Below are 21,187 nucleotides of genomic sequence, written 5' to 3'. Positions count from 1 at the left end.
AATACCTCCTAACCTAATATTTCTTCTACAGATTTACCTCTTAATTTAGCGATATCTTCTGCTGTTCTTAAACTAGCTAATCCGTTTATTGTTGCATTTACCATGTTATTAGGATTGTTTGAACCTAATGATTTAGCTCTAACATCCTTTAATCCTGCTAATTCAAGTACTGCTCTTGCTGGGCCTCCTGCAAGAACTCCTGTACCTTCTTTAGCTGGCATAATTAGAACATTTGCAGTTCCAAATTTACCGTTAACTCTGTGAGGAATTGATGTTCCTACCATTGCAACGCTTACTAAGTTTTTCTTAGCATCTTCTATTCCTTTTTTAATTGCTTCTGGGATTTCGATTGACTTACCCATTCCAACACCAACGTGTCCGTTCTCGTCTCCGACAACAACTAGAGCGCTGAATCTGAAGTTTCTACCACCCTTAACAACCTTAGTAACTCTGTTTATAAAAACAACCTTTTCTTTAAGGTCTAGTGTACTAGGATCGATTCTCATTTATTTCCCTCCTCGTATATTAGAATTTCAAGCCTGCTTCTCTAGCTGCTTGTGCTAATTCTTGAACTCTTCCGTGATATATGTATCCACCTCTGTCAAATACCACTACATCAATTCCTTTGTCTATAGCTCTTTTGGCAACTACTTCTCCTACAAGTTTAGCACCTTCTTTAGTTCCGCCTTTAGCAGCAAAATCTTTATCTAAACTTGAAGCAGCTACTAATGTAACACCATTTATATCATCTATAACTTGTGCATATATATTCTTTTCACTCTTAAAAACTGAAAGTCTTGGTCTTTCCGCAGTTCCAAAAACTTTTTTACGAACTCTAAGGTGACGTTTTTCTCTGCTTGCTTTTTTGTCTACCTTTTTGAACATAAAACTCACTCCTTTCTATTATTTCTTACCAGTCTTACCTTCTTTACGTCTGATCACTTCATTCTCATATTTAATACCTTTACCCTTATATGGTTCTGGTACTCTCCATTTTCTTATATCTGCTGCTGCAAATCCAACTTTTTCTTTATCTATTCCACGAATTATTACTTTAGTTGCAGCTGGAGTTTCGAATGTGATTCCGTCAATTGGTTCAATTTCAACTGGATGTGAATATCCAAGGTTCATTACAAGTTTTTTCCCTTGTAATTGAGCTCTATAACCAACACCAACTAAATCTAAAGTCTTTTGATAACCTTCTTTTACTCCGATTACCATATTATTAATTAATGCTCTTGTTAAACCGTGAAGAGCTCTGTGTTCTTTTTGTTCACTATGTCTAGTAACAATTACTTCATTGTTTTCAACAGCTATGCTAATATCTTTATGCATAGTTTTAACTAATTCACCTTTTGGTCCCTTAACTGTAACAAGGTTTTCTGGCGTTACAGTAACAGTCACATCAGCAGGAATAGCTATTGGTAATCTACCTACTCTTGACATAATTGCACCTCCTGTATTATTTAAAAATTGTATATCCATCACAATTTTATTTAGTTTAATTTATCTAAAATATTACCAAACGTAACAGATTACTTCTCCACCTAAACTGTTTTTTCTAGCTTCTCTATCTACCATTATTCCATTTGAAGTTGAAACAACAGCGATTCCTAATCCATTAAGAACCTTTGGTACTTCATCTTTTTTGCAATAAACTCTTAATCCTGGTTTAGAAATTCTCTTAATACCAGTTATAACTCTTTCTTTGTTAGCTCCATATTTAAGAGATAATCTTAACATTGGAACAACTCCGTCGTTATATTCATTTATTTCTTTTATATAACCCTCTTGTAATAATATATTTGCAATTTCCTTCTTTATAGTTGAAGAAGGTACCTCTACCACTTCATGTCTTACAGCGTTAGCATTTCTTACACGAGTTAATAAATCTGCTATAGGATCTGTCATAACCATTCTAATGTGCCTCCTTTCGTTACATTGTATCTATTACCAACTTGCTTTTCTACAACCTGGAATTTCGCCCTTATAAGCAAGTTCTCTAAAACAAATACGGCATACTCCATATTTCTTTAATACAGAATGTGGTCTTCCACATATTCTACATCTTGTATAAGCTTGTGTTTTAAATTTAGGAGTTTTGCTCCACTTTTCAATAATAGCTTTACGTGCCAATGTGTTTACCTCCTTATTATTGAGCAAATGGCATTCCAAGGAATCTTAATAATTCCCTAGCTTCTTCGTCAGTATTTGCTGAAGTAACGAAGATTATATCCATTCCTCTAACCTTATCAATCTTATCATATTCTATTTCTGGGAATATTAATTGCTCTTTAATTCCTAATGAATAATTTCCTCTACCATCAAATGCCTTGCTTGAAACTCCTCTGAAATCTCTAACTCTTGGTAATGCAATACTCATTAACTTATCTGCAAATTCAAACATTTGAGCTTTTCTTAGAGTAACCTTACACCCTAATGGCATGTTTTCTCTAATTTTAAAGTTAGCTACAGATTTCTTTGCTCTTGTTAATACAGGCTTTTGACCTGCAATCAAAGTTAAATCATTAACTGCTGATTCTAAGACCTTTTGATTTTCTTTAGCTTCTCCAACTCCCATGTTGATTACAATCTTCTCAAGCTTTGGAACTTCCATTATATTTTTGTATCCGAACTTTTCAATCATAGCTGGAATTACTTCTTTTTGATATTTTTCTTGAAGTCTTGTCATATTAGTTACCTCCTTTCAAATTTTAGAATGTTTCTCCGCATTTTTTACATACTCTGACCTTAGTACCATCATCTAAGATTTTGTTACTAATTCTAGTTGCATTCTTACATTTGTTACAATATAACATAACTTTTGAGCTGTTGATTGCTGCTTCTTTTTCAATTATAGCGCTCTCAACTTGACTCTTATTAGCTTTTTGATGTTTCTTTACTATATGAATTCCTTGAACAAGAATTTTTCCTGTTTTTGGATATGCTTTTAACACTTCACCAGTCTTGCCCTTATCTTTTCCTGATATAACAATAACTGTATCATTCTTTTTAACATGTATCTTCAAGTTAGCCACCTCCTCTTATAGAACTTCTGGTGCTAATGATAAAATCTTATTGAATTCTTTATCTCTTAGCTCCCTAGCAACAGGTCCAAAGATACGAGTTCCTTTTGGTTGTTTATCATCTTTGATTATAACTGCTGCATTTTCATCAAATTTAATATATGAACCATCGGCTCTTCTTACACCTTTTACTGATCTAACTACAACTGCCTTTACAACTTCACCTTTTTTAACAACTCCACCTGGTGTTGCACTTTTAACGCTAGCTACTATAACATCACCGATATTACCAAACTTTCTTTTAGATCCGCCTAAGACTCTTATACACATAATCTCTTTTGCACCTGAATTATCTGCAACTTTTAATTTGGTTTGTTGTTGTATCATAAAATTACCCTCCTTTCAGTTTTAAAGCTATTTAGCTTTTTCAACTATTTCAACAAGTCTCCATCTCTTATCTTTAGATAAAGGTCTAGTTTCCATTATTGATACTCTATCATTAATTTTAGCTTCATTATTTTCATCATGTACTTTAAACTTTGTAGTCTTATTTACTGTTTTTCCATATAGCGGATGTCTAACCTTAGTTTCAACTGCAACTACAATAGTCTTTTCCATTTTATCAGAAACAACCCTACCAATTCTTTTCTTTCTTAACGATCTTTCCATTAGGGCTTACCTCCTTCCAACTTTTATTGTTCCAATGCCTTCAATTCTTCTTCTCTTAAGATGGTTTTTATTTGGGCTATAGACTTCTTAACTTCTTTTATTCTCATTGGATTTTCTAATTGTCCTGTAGCTAATTGAAATCTTAAGTTAAATAATTCAGCTTTAAGATCGCCTAATTTAACTGTTAAATCTTGAGGATTGCTTGATTTCAATTCTTTTAATTCTCTAGCCTTCATTATTCTTCACCACCCATTTCCTCAAAATCTCTTTTTGAAACAAATTTTGTTTTTACAGGAAGTTTATGTGAAGCAAGTCTCATTGCTTCTCTTGCAGTTTCTTCTGGTACTCCTGATAATTCAAATAGTACTCTACCTGGCTTAACTACTGCAACCCAATATTCTGGTGATCCTTTACCTGAACCCATTCTTGTTTCAGCTGGTTTTTCTGTAACTGGTTTATCTGGGAAAATCTTTATCCAAAGTTTTCCACCTCTTTTAATGTATCTATTGATAGCAATTCTGGCAGCTTCAATTTGGTTGCTTGTAATCCATCCACAATTTAGTGCTTGGATTCCATAATCTCCATAAGCTAAGAAATTACCTCTTGTTGCTTTACCTTTCATTCTACCACGTTGCACCTTACGATGTTTTACCCTTTTAGGCATTAACATGATCTATTCCTCCTTTCCTATGCGTTAGCCTCTTCCTTTTCTACTTTCTTAGTTGGAAGAACTTCTCCATTATAAACCCAAACCTTAACTCCGATTTTTCCATATGTTGTATCTGCTTCAGCAAATCCATAATCAATATCAGCTCTTAATGTTTGTAGTGGAATTGTTCCTTCATGATAATGTTCAGTTCTTGCTATTTCAGCTCCACCTAATCTACCAGCGCATGCAGTTTTTACACCCTTTATTCCATGTTTCATAGCTCTTTGCATTGTTTGCTTCATAGCTCTTCTAAATGAAATTCTCTTTTCTAATTGAGCTGCAATATTTTCTGCCATTAATTGAGCATCAGATTCTGCACTTTTAACTTCAACTATGTTAATTAAAATGTTTTTGCCATTAACAAATTGAGTTAATTTATTTTTCAAGCTTTCAATTCCTGATCCACCTTTACCTATAACGACACCTGGCTTTGCTGTATATATGTTTAATTTAACTCTTTTAGCGGCTCTTTCGATTTCTATTTTAGAAATACCTGCTGAAAAAAGTTCTTTTTTAACAAATTTTCTAATTTGATTATCTTCTATAAGATTATCCGCAAAATTCTTTTTATTAGCATACCATTTTGCGTTCCATCCCTTGATAACACCTACTCTAAGGCCATGAGGATTTACTTTTTGACCCACTTGCTTTTCCCTCCTTTTATAAACTAAGCTCTTTCTTTAACAATTACTGTTATATTGCTTGTTTTCTTTAAAATTTTGAATGCTCTACCTTGAGCATGAGGTTGGAATCTTTTTAATGTTGATCCTGAACCAACGTAACATTGTGATACATATAAGTTATCAGCATTTAATTCCAAGTTATTTTCTGCATTGGCAACAGCTGATTTTAAAACTTTGTTAATTACTACTGCTGCTTCTCTTGGAGTAAATTGTAAAATAGCAAAAGCTTCGTTAACTTGTTTTCCTCTTATTAAATCAAGAATTACTCCTACTTTTGTTGGAGACATTCTAATATATTTTGCTATAGCTCTAGCTTCCATTTATGATCCTCCTTTCCAGGCTATCTTTTTGATGTTTTATCTGCAATATGGCCTTTAAAAGTTCTAGTTAATACAAATTCGCCTAACTTATGACCCACCATATCTTCTGATATATATACTGGTACATGCTTTCTTCCGTCATGCACAGCAACTGTGTGACCTATAAATTGTGGGAAAATTGTTGAACTTCTTGACCAAGTTTTAATAACCTTTTTTTCTCCATTACCATTCATTTCTTCTATCTTCTTAAAAAGTCCTTCATGAACAAAAGGTGCTTTCTTTGTTGATCTACTCACTAATATGCCTCCCTTCATAAATGCTAAGTTCTAAGTTTCGAAGAGAAATTACTATTCTCCCCAGACTACTTAGTTCTTCTATCTTTGATGATAAATTTATCAGAATACTTCTTATTCTTTCTAGTTTTGTATCCAAGTGCTGGTTTACCCCATGGAGTAACTGGACTTGGTCTACCAACTGGAGATTTACCTTCACCACCACCATGAGGGTGATCATTAGGATTCATTACAGAACCTCTAACTGTTGGTCTCCATCCCATATGTCTTTTTCTACCTGCCTTACCAATATTAACAATATCGTTAGTTGCATTAGAAAGTGTTCCAATTGTAGCTCTACATTCGATTCTTACATATCTCATTTCACCTGATGGTAATCTAAGAGTTGCATAATCTCCTTCTTTAGCCATTAATTGTGCTGAGTTACCAGCCGCTCTAACTAATTGGCCACCTTTTCCTCTTTGTAATTCGATATTATGAATAACTGTACCAACTGGTATGTTCTTTAATGGAAGAGCATTACCTGGTTTAATATCAGCGTTAACTCCTGATTCTATAACATCTCCAACTTTTAATCCTGCTGGTGCAAGAATATATCTTTTTTCTCCATCTGTATATACAACAAGTGCAATATACGCTGTTCTGTTTGGATCATATTCTATAGTTGCAACTGTTGCTGGAACTGTATCTTTGTTTCTTTTGAAATCTATTATTCTGTACTTTCTTTTAACAGTACCACCACGATGTCTAACAGTGATTTTACCTTGATTATTTCTACCCGCTTTAACCTTTAATGAAACAAGAAGTGACTTTTCTGGTTCTTGTGAAGTTATTTCTTCAAAAGTTGGCATAGTCATTTGTCTTCTTGATGGTGTAATCGGGTTATACTTTTTAACTGCCATTTAAAATTTCCTCCTTTTTCAAGCTTCTCTGGTGCTCATCACCAATAATCGCCTTAATGTACTATTGCATTCCTTCAAAGAATTCAATTCCATTGCTTTCTTCAGTTAATTTAACAATAGCCTTTTTGTAGTCTGATCTTTTACCTACATGTACGCCCATTCTTTTAGTTTTTCCTAAACCGTTTATAGTATTAACATCTTCAACTTTAACATTGAAAACTTCTTCCACAGCTCTCTTTATTTGAGATTTATTAGCATCAGCATGAACTATGAAAGTGTACTTCTTTTCGGCCATAGACGCCATACTTTTTTCAGTTATAACTGGCTTTCTAATTATATCATGGCTTGTTAATTTCATTATGCGTACACCTCCTCAATTTTTGATACAGCTTCTTTAGTTATGATTAATTTGTCATATTTTAATAAATCATAAACATTGATGTTGTTTGCTGGAATAATACTTATTCCTTGAATATTTCTTGCTGATTTATAAACAAATTCATTTGATTCTGCTGTTATGATTAATGCTTTATTAGCTTCTAAAGCTTTTAACATTTCTACTATGTTTTTAGTTTTTGGTGTTTCAAAATTTAATGAATCAAGAATAATCATTTGATTATCTTGAACCTTGCTAGTTAAAGCAGATTTCATAGCAACTTTTCTCATACTCTTTGGAACTGAAACTCTGTAGTCTCTTGGCTTTGGTGCGAATACAATACCACCTTTAATCCATTGAGGTGCTCTGATAGAACCTTGTCTTGCTCTTCCAGTACCCTTTTGTCTCCAAGGCTTAGCTCCGCCTCCTCTAACTTCAGATCTAGTTTTAGTTGATTGAGTTCCTTGTCTCTTGTTAGCTAATAATGCTACTACTACTTGATGTAATGCATATTCATTAACTTCTACTGCAAATACGCTTTCGCTTAGTTCCATATCTGAAACTTTATTTCCTTCTTTATTAAATACTCCTACTGTAGGCATTCTATTTCCTCCTTTCTTCAAAGAAATTAAGCTCTCGCTGAATCTTTAATTACTACTCTACCCTTATTAGGTCCTGGGATTCCGCCCTTAATTAGTATTAAATTCTTTTCAGCTATTACTTTAACAACTTCTAAATTAATTACTGTTGTATTAACAGATCCCATATGTCCTGGCATTCTCTTATTCTTGAATGTTCTAGATGGATCTGATGAAGCTCCCATTGAACCTGGTGCTCTATGGAACTTAGAACCATGAGTCATAGGTCCTCTTTGTTGATTCCATCTCTTAATAACACCTTGGAACCCCTTTCCTTTAGAAACAGCAGATACATCTACTTTATCTCCTACTTCAAATACATCAGCCTTTATTTCTTGACCAACTTCATATTGGCTTATATCATCAAGTCTGAATTCTTTAAGAGTTCTTCTTAAAGTAGTTCCAGCTTTAGCAAAATGACCTTTTCTTGGCTTATTAACTAACTTTTCTCTTATTTCTTCAAAACCAACTTGTATTGCTTCATAACCATCATTATCTGATGTTTTCTTTTGAACAACAACACATGGGCCAGCTTCTACTACAGTTACAGGTACTACTTTGCCATTTTCATCGAAAATTTGTGTCATCCCTATTTTCTTTCCTATTATAGCTTTTTTCATGTATTTACACCTCCCAAACTAATTAGCGGATTGTTAACAATCATAACTAGCCGTTTTATATTTTATTTCCAGTATTATAGTTTGATTTCTATATCAACACCAGCTGGAAGATTTAATCTCATTAATGCATCAACAGTTTTAGGTGATGGATTAACAATATCGATTAATCTCTTATGAGTTCTTATCTCAAATTGTTCTCTTGAATCTTTGTACTTATGAACTGCTCTTAATACTGTAACAACATCTTTTTCAGTAGGTAATGGTACTGGACCTACAACCTTAGCTCCTGTTGTTTTTGCAGTTTCAACAATTTTTTCAGCTGATTGATCTAATATTGTATGATCAAAAGCCTTTAATCTAATTCTTATTTTTTGCTTTGACATTTCATTTCCCTCCTTTTTATGTACGTTTTACTTCTAACGCACAACAGCGGTTATTCTGTAAACTGTTCCAGGTGTTTCTTATTGTTCCAACAGTATACCTAATCCCTGTCGTCGGATTCTAGATCCAAACTTACTCATCAAGAATTACCCGGAAGTCCGGCAACCTCTTGATTCATCGCTGTATGCTATGCAACTTCTTAATTATACTATTGTTGCATAGCCTTTTCAAGCTTTTTTTTACATTTTTTTAACTTTTTTTATTTTTTATTTACCTCTATCTTATTCTTCTATCATTTTAATTGAATTTTAATAAAATATCAATATATTTTTTTATTAAAAAAATTATTGTATGAAATTAACTATGATCTTATTAATAAAATGTAATTTAATATCAAAATATTTATTTATTATAAAATAAGAGTAAGAAATTAAATTTCTCACTCTTATATGTTAAAATATTTTTTTATTTTTGTATGCTAGTAACAACTCCAGAACCTACTGTTCTTCCACCTTCTCTGATAGCAAATCTTAATCCTTCATCCATTGCGATTGGAGTGATTAATTCTACTTTCATGTCAATGTGGTCTCCTGGCATTACCATTTCCATTCCATCTGGTAATTTTATTGATCCTGTTACATCTGTTGTTCTGAAATAAAATTGTGGTCTATATCCATCAAAGAATGGTGTATGTCTTCCGCCTTCTTCTTTCTTTAATACATATACTTGACCTACGAAGTTAGTATGTGGATGTACTGAGTTTGGTACTGCTAGAACTTGACCTCTTTGGATGTCAGCTCTTTGTACTCCTCTTAATAATGCTCCGATATTATCTCCTGCTTGCGCATCGTCTAATAACTTTCTGAACATTTCAATTCCAGTTACTACAACTTTCTTCTTTTCTTCACTTAATCCAACGATTTCTACTTCGTCTCCAACGTGAAGTACTCCAGCTTCAACTCTTCCTGTTGCAACTGTTCCTCTACCAGTAATTGTGAATACATCTTCTATTGGCATTAAGAATGGCTTATCTGTAGCTCTTTCTGGTGTTGGTATATAACTATCTACAGCTTCCATTAATTCATTTATGCACTTAGTTGCTTCTGCATCTTCTGGATTTTCTAATGCTTTTAATGCTGATCCTGTTATTACTGGAATATCATCTCCTGGGAAATCATATTCACTTAATAATTCTCTAACTTCCATTTCAACTAATTCTAATAATTCTGGATCATCTACCATATCAGCTTTGTTTAAGAATACTACCATATATTCTATTCCAACTCTTGATCCTAATAATATATGTTCTCTTGTTTGTGGCATTGGACCATCTGCTGCTGATACAACTAAGATAGCTCCATCCATTTGTGCTGCTCCTGTAATCATGTTCTTAACATAGTCAGCATGTCCTGGACAGTCAACGTGAGCATAATGTCTATTTTCTGTTTGATACTCAACGTGTGATGTATTAATTGTAATTCCTCTTTCTTTTTCCTCTGGTGCTTTATCTATTGCTGCATAATCAAAGGCTTGTGCAAAACCCTTCTTTGATAATACTGTTGTTATTGCTGCTGTTAATGTTGTCTTACCATGATCTACGTGACCTATTGTTCCAATATTAACATGTGGTTTGGTTCTTTCATACTTTGCTTTTGCCATTATAATTTTCCTCCCTTATAGACATTAATTAAAAGAATCTTTTCGTAAATATTATAACTGATAGATATTTTTATATCTACATTTGTTATCCAAATTTTTTTACTATATTATATAAAAAATAATTTGAATATATATCATCAATAATTATTTAGTTCTGTTCCCAGCAATTTGTTCTTGAATATTTTTTGGAACTTCTTCGTAGTGATCAGATACCATTGAGTAAACACCTCTACCTTGTGTTCTAGATCTTAATGAAGTTGCATATCCAAACATTTCTGATAATGGTACAAATGCTCTTATAACTTGTGCTCCATTAAGAGCTTCCATGCCTTCCATTTGACCTCTTCTTGAATTAATATCTCCAATAACATCTCCCATATATTCTTCAGGAACTGTTACTTCAACTTTCATCATAGGTTCAAGAATTACTGGATTTGCTTTAGCCATAGCATTCTTAAATGCCATAGATCCCGCAATTTTAAATGCCATTTCAGATGAGTCAACTTCATGGTATGAACCATGTACTAGCTTAACTTTAAAATTAATAACATTATATCCTGCAATTATACCAGTCAATGCAGCTTCTTTGATACCTGCATCGATAGCTGGAATATATTCCTTAGGAATAGCACCACCTACAACTGCATTTACAAATTCATATTCACCTTCAGTTGGTTCCATTTCAATCACAGCATGACCGTATTGTCCTTTACCTCCTGATTGTTTAGCATACTTAGCTTCAGCTTTAACAGCATTTCTAATTGTTTCTTTGTATGCAACTTGTGGAGCTCCAACATTACATTCAACTTTGAATTCTCTTGTAAGTCTATCAACAATTATTTCTAAGTGAAGTTCTCCCATACCAGCTATGATTGTTTGACCAGTTTCTGTATCAGTCCAAGTCTTAAAAGTAGGATCTTCTTCAGCTAATTTAGCTAATGCCATTCCCATCTTTTCTTGAGCGTCTTTTGTCTTTGGCTCGATAGCTACATTTATTACTGGCTCTGGAAAATCCATTGCTTCAAGGATTATTGGATCAGCTTCTGAACATAAAGTATCACCTGTTGTAGTATTCTTTAGTCCAATTACTGCTCCTAATTCACCAGCTTCTAAAGCTTCAACTTCTGATCTTGAATTTGAGTGCATCTTAACAAGTCTACCGATTCTTTCTTTCTTACCTTTTGTTGAGTTAAGAACATATGAACCACTTTGCATTACACCCGAATATATTCTTGTGAATGCTAATTTACCAACAAACGGATCAGTAGCAATCTTAAATGCTAGTGCTGATAAAGGTTCAGAATCTGAAGATTCTCTTTTAGTTTCTTCACCGTCTAATGTTGTTCCTTTTATTGCTGGGACATCTAATGGTGATGGTAAGTAAGCAACAACACAATCAATCATTTGTTGAACACCTTTATTTTTATATGAAGATCCACAAATACATGGATAAATTTCATTAGCTATTGTGGCTTTTCTTAAAGCATTATGTAATTCATCTTCAGTTAGTTCTTCACCTTCTAAATACTTTTCCATTAATACTTCATCAGTTTCAGCAATAGCTTCTATCATTGCATTTCTGTATTCTTCCGCTTGTTCAGCATATTCTGCTGGTATAGCTTCTTCTCTCATATCTTTTCCAAGATCATCATAATACAAAATAGCAATATTTCTTATAAGGTCAATCATACCTTTAAATTTATCTTCTCCACCAATTGGAATTTGAATTGGAACTGCATTTGCTTTCAATCTTTCTTTAACTGTGCCTACACATCTAAAGAAATCTGCACCTGTTGCATCCATCTTATTTACATAAATCATTCTTGGTACTCCGTACTTATCTGCCTGTCTCCAAACAGTTTCAGTTTGTGGTTCAACACCACTCTTCGCATCAAGAACTGTAACAGCTCCATCAAGTACTCTCAATGATCTTTCAACTTCAACTGTAAAGTCTACGTGACCTGGAGTATCGATAATGTTTAATTCATGATCTTTCCACATACAACATGTAGCAGCAGAAGTAATTGTTATACCTCTTTCTTGTTCTTGAACCATCCAGTCCATTGTAGCTGCACCATCATGAACTTCTCCTATTTTATGACTCATTCCTGTATAGAACAATATACGTTCAGTAGTCGTTGTCTTTCCTGCATCTATATGAGCCATTATACCGAAATTACGGAATTTATCCAAAGGGTATTTTCTAGCCATTTATTTGTCCTCCTCTCATCGAGTAAATATAATTTAATTTGACAAAACTGCCTTAGCATAAGCCAAAACAGTTTTTGATATATATTAGTATCTGTAGTGAGCGAATGCTTTATTAGCTTCTGCCATTTTATGAGTATCTTCTCTCTTTTTAACAGCTGCTCCTGTGTTGTTAGATGCATCTAGTAATTCACCAGCTACTCTTTCACTCATTAGCTTTTCGCCTCTTTTTCTTGCTGCTATTAACATCCATCTTATTCCTAAAGTCTGTCTTCTTTCTGGTCTAACTTCTATTGGAACTTGATAAGTAGCGCCACCTATTCTTCTAGCTTTAACTTCTAGCAATGGCATTACATTGTTCATAGCTTCTTCAAATACTTCTAAAGAATCTTTTCCACTTCTTTTTGCCATTAACTCAAATGCGTCATAGCATATCTTTTGGGCTACACCCCTCTTACCATCTTCCATTATACTATTTATAAACTTAGTAACAACTTTTGAATTGTATACTGGATCTGGTAATACGTCTCTTTTTGAAATATGTCCTTTTCTTGGCACTTTTCTTCCCTCCTTAACAATTTAAATTTAAGTTCATCGGTACTCGGTACTCTTAATACCGTAAAGTGCTACATCTTTTACATCTATATATAAACTAAAATTTAAATCTATAAATTCTGTTACAGATAAGCACTACACTTAGTTAAAAATCCTATTTTTGTTTAGGTCTTTTCGCACCGTACTTTGATCTTCCTTGTAATCTGTTAGCTACTCCAGCACAATCTAATGCACCTCTTACAATATGGTATCTAACACCAGGAAGGTCTTTAACTCTTCCACCTCTTATAAGAACAACACTATGTTCTTGTAAGTTGTGACCTATACCACCAATATATGCAGTTACTTCATATCCATTTGTTAATCTAACTCTTGCAACTTTTCTTAACGCTGAGTTAGGCTTCTTAGGAGTTGTTGTTTTAACAACTGTACATACCCCTCTTCTTTGTGGACACTCTTTAAGTGCTGGTGCAGTTGATTTAACTACTGCTGTTTTTCTGCCTTTTCTTACTAATTGGCTAATAGTTGGCATTTTTTCACCTCCTGAAATTTATTTATCTATTTTTAAATTAAGATAAAGCTAATTTTATTGGATTATATAACATACACTATACTTATGTCATATAGTTTATCCAATTACGTCTAATTTTTATACATTAAATTGATGTATCAATCATAAGTTATCAATTTAAATACATAAAAACAATTATATTGACATTTATTTGTGTGATTTTATATTTCAAATCACACAAATTGTATTTTATCATTTAACTTTACACATGTCAATATAATTAAATTCTATTCTTCAATAGTTTCTGTAACAGTTTCTTCTACTGCTTCTTCCTCTATCTTTAAATCCCTATATCTCATCATTCCAGTCCCAGCAGGAATTAACTTACCAATAATAACATTTTCTTTTAATCCAACTAAAGGATCAACTTTACCTTTAATTGCTGCTTCCGTTAAAACTCTTGTTGTTTCTTGGAATGAAGCTGCTGATAAGAAACTATCAGTTGCTAATGCTGCTTTAGTTATACCTAATAGAGTTTGTTCTCCCTTTGCTTCTTCTCCACCAAATTCTCTAACTCTAGCATTTTCAGCATGAAAATCAAACATATCAATTAATGTTCCTGGTAATAATTCTGTATCTCCTGACTCAAGAACCTTTATCTTTCTAGTCATTTGTCTAACAACTACTTCTAAATGCTTATCATTGATATCAACACCTTGTAATCTATAAACTTTTTGAACTTCTGAAAGTAAATATCTTCTTGCACCATCTATTCCCTTTATGCTCATTATATCATGTGGATTTACCGAACCTTCTGTGATTTCATCTCCAGCTTCAACATAATCATTTTCACTTACTTTTAGTCTAGAACCAAATGGAATATCATAACTACGTTCTTCCCCATCTGAACCTATAACAATTACTATTCTCTTCTTCTTTGTGTCTTCAATTTTAACATTTCCAGCAATTTCACTTACTATTGCAAGTCCTTTTGGCTTTCTAGCTTCAAATAATTCTTCAACTCTAGGTAACCCTTGAGTTATATCTGCACCCGCAACTCCACCTGTATGGAATGTTCTCATTGTAAGTTGTGTTCCAGGTTCTCCTATTGATTGGGCTGCTATGATTCCAACAGCTTCTCCAATATCTATCTTTTTAGCAGTTGCCATATTCATTCCATAGCACCTTGCACAAACCCCAACTTTACAACTACATGTAAATACAGATCTTATTTTAACTTTTTTAATTCCTGTTGAAACTATTGCATCAGCTATATCCGGATCCATGTATTCATTTCTTTGAAGTACGACTTCACCACTGTTAGGATTAACAATATCTTCTGCCGTATATCTACCAATTAATCTTTCTCTTAATTCTTCGATAACTTCGCTGCCTTCCTTTATTTCACTTACATAGATTCCTTCTTCTGCTCCACAATCTTGTTCTCTTACAATAACATCTTGTGATACATCAACAAGTCTTCTTGTTAAATATCCTGAATCGGCAGTTTTTAAAGCTGTATCGGCATTACCTTTTCTAGCACCATGTGTAGATGAGAAATATTCTAATACGTCTAAACCTTCTTTAAATGATGCTCTGATAGGTAATTCGATAATCTTACCTGATGGACTCGCCATAAGTCCTCTCATACCAGCTAATTGTTTAATTTGAGATTTAGATCCTCTGGCCCCAGAATCAGCCATCATATATATTGGATTAAATCTATCAAGACTATCCATTAATGCGTTGGCTACTTCTTCGGTTGTTTTAGTCCACTTTTCTATAACTCTTTCATATCTTTCTTCATCAGATATGAACCCTCTTTTATACATCTTTTCTATCTTTTCAATAGTTTCATCAGCTTCTTTAAGTAGAACATACTTAGCATCTGGCACTACTATATCGGATGTAGCAACAGTTACAGCTCCTATAGATGAATAGTGATAACCTAATGCCTTAATATTATCAAGCATTACAGATGTTTTTACTGGACCATGTTTCATATAACATTGATCTATTATTGTTCCTAATGTTTTTTTAGTAGCTAAGACATCAAATTCTAAATTGAATTTTTCTTCTTCATTTTCTCTATTAACTAATCCTAAATCTTGTGGAATTGATTCATTAAACATTATCTTTCCAACAGTAGTCTTAATAACTTTAGATTGCATTACGCCATTGAATTCTCTAAAAATTCTAACATTTATTTTAGCATGTATTCCAATTTCTTTAACTTCATATGCCATTATTGCTTCATTTTTACTGCTAAATGTCATTCCTTCGCCCTTAGCACCATCTTTATCAATTGTTAAATAATATGATCCAAGAATCATATCTTGTGTTGGAACACAAACTGGCTTACCATCTGATGGCTTTAAAATATTCGTTGCTGCCAACATTAAGAATCTAGCTTCCGCTTGTGCTTCTACTGATAGCGGAAGATGCACAGCCATTTGGTCTCCATCGAAATCCGCATTGTAAGCTGTACATGCTAGTGGGTGAAGTTTAATTGCTCTACCTTCTACTAGCACTGGTTGGAATGCTTGAATACCTAGTCTGTGCAATGTAGGTGCCCGATTAAGTAATACCGGATGATCTGCAATAACTTCTTCTAATACATCCCACACTTGAGGTAATACTCTCTCTACCATCCTTTTAGCACTTTTTATATTATGAGCTAATCCATCTTGTACTAGCTTCTTCATTACAAATGGCTTGAATAATTCTATAGCCATTTCTTTAGGAAGTCCACATTGATACATTTTTAGTTCTGGTCCAACAACTATAACTGATCTACCAGAATAGTCAACTCTTTTTCCAAGTAAATTTTGTCTAAATCTACCTTGTTTACCTTTCAACATATCTGAAAGAGATTTTAAAGGTCTGTTTCCTGGTCCAGTTACCGGCCTTCCTCTTCTACCATTATCAATAAGTGCATCTACTGCTTCTTGAAGCATTCTTTTTTCGTTTCTAACTATGATATCTGGAGCACCTAAATCTAATAATTTCTTTAATCTATTATTTCTATTTATTACTCTTCTGTATAAATCATTTAAATCAGATGTTGCAAATCTACCACCATCTAATTGAACCATAGGTCTTAGATCTGGAGGAATTACTGGTATTACATTAATAACCATCCAATCAGGTCTATTACCTGATTTTCTAAATGATTCTACAACTTCTAGTCTTCTTATAATTCTAACTTTCTTCTGTCCAGTGCTTTGCTTAAGTTCTTCTTTTAATTCCTTTGAACCATTTTCTAAATCAATTTCATTAAGTAATTCTTGAACCGCTTCCGCGCCCATACCTGCTATAAAACTTTCATCACCATATTTATCTACTGCTTCTCTATATTCTTTTTCATTAAGAAGTTGCTTCTTTAACAATGGTGTCTCTTTAGGATCTATTACTATATAAGATGCAAAATATAAAACTTTTTCTAAAGCTCTTGGTGACATATCTAAAATTAATCCCATTCTTGATGGAATCCCTTTAAAATACCAAATGTGAGATACTGGAGCAGCTAATTCTATATGCCCCATTCTCTCTCTTCTTACTTTAGCTTTTGTGACTTCAACTCCACACCTATCACAAACTATACCTTTATATCTTACTCTTTTATACTTTCCACAATGACATTCCCAATCTTTCATAGGTCCAAAGATTCTTTCACAGAATAGACCATCTCTTTCTGGTTTTAATGTTCTGTAGTTAATTGTTTCTGGCTTTTTAACTTCTCCTCTTGACCATTGTCTTATTTGTTCTGGAGATGCTAATCCAATTTGTATTGCATCAAAATTATTAAATTCAAACAAGGGTAAATCCTCCCTTCAAATTAGTGTTCATCATTAAAATCATCTAGTTCTAATTCACTTTCAATTTCGCTTATATCAACATTATCTTCATAATCAATTTCGTCTATATCTTCATCTTTACTTTGGTCATAACTATCATCTACGATTTCTGGTTCTTGGATAATCATTTCCTCAGCACCATCTATATTAACTTCTAAATTTGCCATATCATCATCTACAAATTCTTTCAAGGTTACTTCTTCATGATCATTATTCAAAACTTTAATATCTAAGCATAAAGCTTGCAGTTCTTTAATAAGAACCTTAAATGATTCTGGAACTCCTGGCTCTGGTATATTTTCACCCTTAACTATAGCTTCATATGTCTTAACTCTACCTACAACATCATCTGACTTAACAGTTAATATTTCTTGTAATGTATGCGCTGCTCCATATGCTTCTAATGCCCAAACTTCCATTTCACCAAATCTTTGGCCACCAAATTGAGCTTTACCTCCCAATGGTTGTTGCGTAACTAGTGAATAAGGACCTGTAGATCTAGCATGAATTTTATCATCTACCAAATGATGAAGCTTTAAAATATACATTATACCAACAGTTACTGGATTATCAAATGGTTCTCCAGTTCTACCGTCATACAATATAGTTTTAGCATCTTCCCTAAAACCTGCATTTAACATACATTCTGTAATTTCAGGTTGAGTTGCACCATCAAATACTGGTGTAGATATATGCCAGCCTAAATGGCTAGCTGCCCAACCTAAATGTACTTCAAGCACTTGACCAATATTCATACGAGAAGGTACTCCAAGTGGATTTAAACATATTTGAAGTGGTCTACCATCTGGTAAAAATGGCATATCTTCTTCTGGTAATATCCTAGATATAACCCCTTTATTACCATGACGTCCTGCCATTTTGTCTCCAACTGAAATCTTTCTTTTTTGTGCAATATAGCATCTTACAAGTTCATTTACTCCTGGATTTAATTCGTCTCCATTTTCTCTTGTAAATACTTTTATATCAACTATTATTCCAGCTTCCCCATGAGGAACTCTTAATGAAGTATCTCTTACTTCTCTTGCCTTTTCTCCAAAAATTGCTCTTAATAGTCTTTCTTCTGCTGTAAGTTCAGTTTCACCTTTTGGTGTTACTTTACCAACTAATATATCTCCTGATCGTACTTCTGCACCTATTCTTATAACGCCTCTATCATCAACATCTTTAAGTGCATCATCGCTTACATTTGGTATATCCCTTGTTATTTCTTCTGGTCCAAGTTTTGTATCTCTAGCTTCACATTCGTATTCTTCTATATGCATAGATGTAAAGACGTCTTCTCTAACTAATTCTTCTGAAATTAACATAGCATCTTCATAGTTATAACCTTCCCAAGTTATAAATCCCATTCTGATATTTTTACCTAATGCAATTTCTCCCAAATCTGTAGATGGTCCATCTGCAATTACTTGGTTTTTAAATACTATTTCTCCTGTATCTACTATTGGCTTTTGATTGATACAAGTTCCTGAATTACTTCTCTTAAACTTTAGCAGTTTATATATATCTGTTCTGCCATCTGAGTCTCTCTTAATTCGAATTTCACTACCTGATACGTAAGTAACAACACCTGCATTCTTTGCTTTTGGCAGTACTCCCGAATCTACAGCAGCCTTAAATTCTATACCAGTTCCAACAATTGGCGCTTGTGAAATTAATAATGGAACCGCTTGACGTTGCATATTAGATCCCATAAGTGCTCTTGTCGCATCATCATTTTCAAGAAATGGAATCATAGCAGTTGCTACTGATACCATTTGTCTTGCAGATACATCAATTAAATCAACTTCTGTAGCTGGTACATCTAATACATCTTCTAAATGTCTTACTGTTACTTTCTTATCAATAAAATGTCCTGTTTCATCCATAGGCTCTTTAGCTTGAGCAATTAAGAATTGATCTTCTTCATCAGCTGTGAAATATCTTATCTCTTCTGTGGCTCTTGCATTTTCTTTATCAACAATTCTATATGGTGTTTCAATAAATCCATATTCATTAACCTTAGCAAATGTAGCTAATGAGTTAATAAGCCCGATATTTGGACCTTCTGGTGTCTCAATTGGACACATTCTTCCATAATGAGAATGATGAACGTCTCTAACTTCAAATCCAGCTCTTTCTCTTGAAAGACCTCCTGGTCCTAATGCTGATAATCTTCTTTTATGCGTCAATTCTGATAATGGATTAGTTTGATCCATGAATTGTGATAATTGAGAGCTACCAAAAAATTCTTTAATAGCTGCTGCCACTGGTCTTATGTTAATTAACATTTGAGGAGTTATTGATTCTTGGTCTTGAATAGTCATTCTTTCTTTTACTACTCTTTCCATTCTAGATAAACCAATTCTAAATTGATTTTGTAATAATTCTCCTACAGATCTTAATCTTCTATTTCCTAAATGGTCTATATCATCAACATAACCTATTCCATAAGCTAATCCTAGTTCATAACTAATATTTGCAAATATATCATCTCTTATAATATGTTTTGGAACAAGTCTACTAATATTTTTCTTTATCTCTTCTTTAATGCTAACTTCATCTGAGAAGTTATCTAATATTTCCTTTAATGTAGGATAATGAACTAATTCTTTTATTCCTAAATCTGAAATATCAAAAGAAACTTGTTTCTTTATATCAACAAAGTTATTGCTAATTACTCTAATAACTTTATCATCTACTAGTAAATCAACTGATTTAATCCCAATGTTTTGAATATCTTCAGCCATTAATCTACTTATTTTTTGTCCCTTTTCGATTATAATCTCACCAGTTTGTGGATTAACAATATCAGTTGCTGCTACATGATTAGCAATTCTTACACTTAACGCAAGTTTTTTATTAAACTTGTATCTACCAACTCTAGATAAATCATATCTTTTTGCATCAAAAAATAATGTATCAATTAAAGATATAGCACTATCTACTGTTGGTGGTTCACCTGGTCTTAATCTTTTATATATTTCAAGTAATGCTTCTTCTTTTGTTTTAGTATTGTCTTTTTCTATAGAAGCTCTAAATCTTTCTTCTTCTCCAAAGAAATCTAATAACTCTTGATCACTACCCAATCCCATAGCTCTTGCTAAAACAGTAATTGATAATTTTCTAGTCTTATCAATTCTTACATAAATTATATCATTAGAATCTGTTTCATATTCTAACCATGCACCTCTATTAGGGATTACAGTTGCTGAATATAATTTTTTACCAGTCTTATCTACGGAGTAATTATAATATACTCCCGGCGATCTAACTAATTGACTAACTATAACTCTTTCTGCACCATTTATTACAAAAGTACCTTGCTCTGTCATTAATGGGAAATCACCCATAAATACTTCTTGTTCTTTAATTTCACCTGTTTCATTATTTTGTAATCTAATTGAAACTTTTAATGGCGCTGCATAAGTTGCATCTCTTTCTTTGCATTCTTCGACAGAATACTTGATATTCTCCATATCAAGTTTATAATCTACGAACTCAAGTACTAAATTTCCTGTGAAGTTTGTGATAGGATTAATATCCTCAAATACTTCGTGCAACCCTTCTCTTAAAAACCATTCATAAGAATCTAATTGTACCTCAATTAAATTCGGCATTTCAGTAACGTCATTAACTTTACCAAAACTCATTCTTGTTCTTTTTCCAACTTGGACAGGATGTACCATGAATTTTCACCCCTTGTTAAAATAAACTAAAATAGCCAAAAGCATACTTTCCCTAAGGACTTTCACTTTCGGACAACTTCTTTTTTATAGT

The 21,187-nt window shown here is 33.1% G+C and carries 25 protein-coding genes; all 25 read right to left on the bottom strand.

Annotated elements, in window-relative coordinates; genetic code table 11:
- Nucleotides 1-8: 8 nt before the first annotated feature.
- Nucleotides 9-506 carry a 30S ribosomal protein S5 gene (locus DIC82_05150; protein AWK50453.1) on the bottom strand — a complete coding sequence of 166 codons (498 nt, stop codon included), beginning with the start codon at nt 504-506 and terminating at the stop codon, nt 9-11.
- A 19-nt stretch (nt 507-525) separates the two neighbouring features.
- Nucleotides 526-885 carry a 50S ribosomal protein L18 gene (locus tag DIC82_05145; protein AWK50452.1) on the bottom strand — a complete coding sequence of 120 codons (360 nt, stop codon included), beginning with the start codon at nt 883-885 and terminating at the stop codon, nt 526-528.
- A gap of 18 nt (nt 886-903) precedes the next feature.
- Entirely contained in the window at nt 904-1,446 is a 543-nt protein-coding gene (locus DIC82_05140; GenBank protein ID AWK50451.1) for a 50S ribosomal protein L6, read from the bottom strand.
- A gap of 72 nt (nt 1,447-1,518) precedes the next feature.
- Nucleotides 1,519-1,917 (bottom strand): 30S ribosomal protein S8, encoded by a 399-nt coding sequence (locus DIC82_05135; protein ID AWK50450.1) that lies wholly within the window; start codon nt 1,915-1,917, stop codon nt 1,519-1,521.
- A gap of 33 nt (nt 1,918-1,950) precedes the next feature.
- On the bottom strand, nt 1,951-2,136 hold the full coding sequence (locus DIC82_05130) for a type Z 30S ribosomal protein S14 (protein AWK50449.1): 186 nt from the start codon (nt 2,134-2,136) through the stop codon (nt 1,951-1,953).
- 16 nt (nt 2,137-2,152) lie between these two features.
- Nucleotides 2,153-2,692, bottom strand: a complete 540-nt coding sequence (locus DIC82_05125; protein ID AWK50448.1) for a 50S ribosomal protein L5 — start codon at nt 2,690-2,692, stop codon at nt 2,153-2,155.
- A 22-nt stretch (nt 2,693-2,714) separates the two neighbouring features.
- The gene (locus tag DIC82_05120) at nt 2,715-3,029 is read right to left on the bottom strand and encodes a 50S ribosomal protein L24 (protein ID AWK50447.1); all 315 of its coding nucleotides are present in this window, start codon (nt 3,027-3,029) and stop codon (nt 2,715-2,717) included.
- A gap of 15 nt (nt 3,030-3,044) precedes the next feature.
- Entirely contained in the window at nt 3,045-3,413 is a 369-nt protein-coding gene (locus DIC82_05115; protein AWK50446.1) for a 50S ribosomal protein L14, read from the bottom strand.
- A 27-nt stretch (nt 3,414-3,440) separates the two neighbouring features.
- Nucleotides 3,441-3,695 (bottom strand): 30S ribosomal protein S17, encoded by a 255-nt coding sequence (locus DIC82_05110; protein ID AWK50445.1) that lies wholly within the window; start codon nt 3,693-3,695, stop codon nt 3,441-3,443.
- A 23-nt stretch (nt 3,696-3,718) separates the two neighbouring features.
- On the bottom strand, nt 3,719-3,931 hold the full coding sequence (locus DIC82_05105; protein AWK50444.1) for a 50S ribosomal protein L29: 213 nt from the start codon (nt 3,929-3,931) through the stop codon (nt 3,719-3,721).
- Complete coding sequence (locus DIC82_05100; GenBank protein ID AWK50443.1) at nt 3,931-4,365, bottom strand: 50S ribosomal protein L16; 435 nt, start codon at nt 4,363-4,365, stop codon at nt 3,931-3,933. The genes DIC82_05105 and DIC82_05100 overlap by 1 nt, the downstream gene beginning before the upstream one ends.
- Before the next feature lie 17 nt (nt 4,366-4,382).
- Nucleotides 4,383-5,048 carry a 30S ribosomal protein S3 gene (locus DIC82_05095; protein AWK50442.1) on the bottom strand — a complete coding sequence of 222 codons (666 nt, stop codon included), beginning with the start codon at nt 5,046-5,048 and terminating at the stop codon, nt 4,383-4,385.
- 23 nt (nt 5,049-5,071) lie between these two features.
- The gene (locus DIC82_05090; protein AWK50441.1) at nt 5,072-5,407 is read right to left on the bottom strand and encodes a 50S ribosomal protein L22; all 336 of its coding nucleotides are present in this window, start codon (nt 5,405-5,407) and stop codon (nt 5,072-5,074) included.
- A gap of 20 nt (nt 5,408-5,427) precedes the next feature.
- Nucleotides 5,428-5,703: a 30S ribosomal protein S19 gene (locus DIC82_05085; GenBank protein ID AWK50440.1), complete on the bottom strand. Its 276-nt coding sequence runs from the start codon at nt 5,701-5,703 to the stop codon at nt 5,428-5,430.
- 65 nt (nt 5,704-5,768) lie between these two features.
- Entirely contained in the window at nt 5,769-6,602 is an 834-nt protein-coding gene (locus tag DIC82_05080) for a 50S ribosomal protein L2 (GenBank protein ID AWK50439.1), read from the bottom strand.
- Nucleotides 6,603-6,663: 61 nt separating this feature from the next.
- A complete protein-coding gene (locus tag DIC82_05075) occupies nt 6,664-6,960 on the bottom strand; it encodes a 50S ribosomal protein L23 (GenBank protein AWK50438.1) in 297 nt (98 codons plus the stop codon).
- Nucleotides 6,960-7,580, bottom strand: coding sequence for a 50S ribosomal protein L4 (locus tag DIC82_05070; protein ID AWK50437.1), 621 nt, complete (start codon nt 7,578-7,580; stop codon nt 6,960-6,962). Before DIC82_05070 ends, DIC82_05075 begins: the two co-directional genes overlap by 1 nt.
- A gap of 26 nt (nt 7,581-7,606) precedes the next feature.
- The gene (locus DIC82_05065; protein ID AWK50436.1) at nt 7,607-8,236 is read right to left on the bottom strand and encodes a 50S ribosomal protein L3; all 630 of its coding nucleotides are present in this window, start codon (nt 8,234-8,236) and stop codon (nt 7,607-7,609) included.
- Between the two features lie 74 nt (nt 8,237-8,310).
- Nucleotides 8,311-8,619, bottom strand: a complete 309-nt coding sequence (locus tag DIC82_05060) for a 30S ribosomal protein S10 (protein AWK50435.1) — start codon at nt 8,617-8,619, stop codon at nt 8,311-8,313.
- 463 nt (nt 8,620-9,082) lie between these two features.
- Nucleotides 9,083-10,276, bottom strand: coding sequence for an elongation factor Tu (gene tuf, locus DIC82_05055; protein ID AWK50434.1), 1,194 nt, complete (start codon nt 10,274-10,276; stop codon nt 9,083-9,085).
- Nucleotides 10,277-10,420: 144 nt separating this feature from the next.
- Nucleotides 10,421-12,487, bottom strand: coding sequence for an elongation factor G (fusA, locus tag DIC82_05050; GenBank protein AWK50433.1), 2,067 nt, complete (start codon nt 12,485-12,487; stop codon nt 10,421-10,423).
- Nucleotides 12,488-12,571: 84 nt separating this feature from the next.
- Nucleotides 12,572-13,042, bottom strand: coding sequence for a 30S ribosomal protein S7 (locus DIC82_05045; GenBank protein AWK50432.1), 471 nt, complete (start codon nt 13,040-13,042; stop codon nt 12,572-12,574).
- A 151-nt stretch (nt 13,043-13,193) separates the two neighbouring features.
- Nucleotides 13,194-13,571, bottom strand: coding sequence for a 30S ribosomal protein S12 (locus DIC82_05040; protein ID AWK50431.1), 378 nt, complete (start codon nt 13,569-13,571; stop codon nt 13,194-13,196).
- 266 nt (nt 13,572-13,837) lie between these two features.
- On the bottom strand, nt 13,838-17,368 hold the full coding sequence (rpoC, locus tag DIC82_05035; protein ID AWK50430.1) for a DNA-directed RNA polymerase subunit beta': 3,531 nt from the start codon (nt 17,366-17,368) through the stop codon (nt 13,838-13,840).
- A gap of 20 nt (nt 17,369-17,388) precedes the next feature.
- Entirely contained in the window at nt 17,389-21,096 is a 3,708-nt protein-coding gene (gene rpoB / locus DIC82_05030; GenBank protein ID AWK50429.1) for a DNA-directed RNA polymerase subunit beta, read from the bottom strand.
- Nucleotides 21,097-21,187 lie beyond the last annotated feature (91 nt).

Source organism: Clostridium beijerinckii, assembly GCA_003129525.1.
Classification (GTDB): Bacteria; Bacillota; Clostridia; order Clostridiales; family Clostridiaceae; genus Clostridium; species Clostridium beijerinckii_D.
Note: the sequence above shows the minus strand (reverse complement) of the source record. Positions and strands in the feature narration are given on the sequence as shown.